Below are 1,366 nucleotides of genomic sequence, written 5' to 3' on the forward strand. Positions count from 1 at the left end.
TACTACAGTCGTAGATAAAGTGCGAGAATATAGCCTGTATCAACAATAAGGTGGGTTTGGGTATGATGTCACAACTAAATGATTGGGCCAGGGAGCTGGAGGTAGTGCACAAGCGGCTTGGAAGTTTATTCAGGCGCAGCGAGCCACGCCAGCGTAGCCTTGCGTACCTGAAGGGCCTGTTGAGCACGGTAGAGCGCAAGAACGGCTGGCAACTGGCCGAATGGATGGGCGAGACAACGCCCGATGGAGTGCAACATCTACTGGAACGCGCGCAGTGGGATGCTGATGCGGCGCGCGATGTGCTGCGCGATTACGTTGTCGAGCATGTGGGTGATTCAGACGGCGTGCTGATTGTTGATGAGACAGGTTTTGTCAAGAAAGGAACCCACTCGGTTGGTGTACAGCGCCAGTACAGCGGTACGGCCGGGCGCATCGAGAACAGCCAGATCGGCGTGTTTCTGTGCTATGCCGGTGCCGGTGGCAGTGCCTTCATTGACCGTGAACTTTATATTCCGCGCCAGTGGACGGATGATCATTTACGCTGCGAGGCTGCAGGCATTGCACAGGAGGTGGAATTTGCGACCAAACCCCAGTTGGCACGCAAGATGATCGAGCGAGCGCTGGATGCGGGCGTGCCCTGTGGGTGGATCACAGGCGATGAAGTTTACGGTGAAGATCGGCACCTGCGGGTATGGCTGGAGTCACGCGAGCAGGCCTTCGTGCTGGCTGTAGCCAGGAATGAGCCGCTGTGGTGGCAGGGGTCGCAGCACGTAAAGGCCGAAGAGATTGCGCAAGCGTTACCAGCACGTGCATGGCGTTGTCTGTCGGCAGGCGCCGGAACCAAAGGCGAGCGCCTGTACGACTGGGCTCTGGTGCCGCTGTGGCGGCTACAATTGACACAGAAGGAGCGTCGCTTCGGACATTACCTGTTGGTGCGGCGCAGCCTGGATGAGCATCAGGAGTTGGCCTATTATGTGGTGCATGCCAAGCGCTCGCAGGCCCAGCTCAAGCGTTTGGTACAGATTGCTGGCAGACGTTGGGAGATTGAGATCGGCTTTGAGGCCACCAAAGGCGAGTGCGGCCTGGATCAGTACGAGGTGCGCCGCTGGCAGGGCTGGTATCGCCACATCACACTGGTACTACTGGCCCATGCGGTGCTGGTGGCCCTGCGGGTGCGGGAGAAAAAAACACACACCCGGCCTGATTGCCCTGAGCGTGCCTGAGTTACGTAAACTGCTATCGCATCTGCTGTGCACACCAGCCAAGCCATCGAGCATGTGCTGCACTGGTCCGTGTGGCGTAGAAGACATCAACATAGAGCCCGACAAGCTCACTACCGGCGCAGAGGATTCTCTCCTCCTGAGTG

At 58.3% G+C, this 1,366-nt stretch carries 1 protein-coding gene; it reads left to right on the top strand.

Going from position 1 to position 1,366, the window contains the following annotated elements; all coding sequences use genetic code 11:
• The first annotated feature begins 65 nt into the window (after positions 1-65).
• Positions 66-1,223 (top strand): IS701 family transposase, encoded by a 1,158-nt coding sequence (locus tag KF784_20235; GenBank protein ID MBX3121385.1) that lies wholly within the window; start codon positions 66-68, stop codon positions 1,221-1,223.
• Positions 1,224-1,366: the final 143 nt, after the last annotated feature.

The sequence above is a fragment of the Fimbriimonadaceae bacterium genome, from assembly GCA_019638775.1.
GTDB lineage: Bacteria > Armatimonadota > Fimbriimonadia > Fimbriimonadales > Fimbriimonadaceae > JAHBTD01.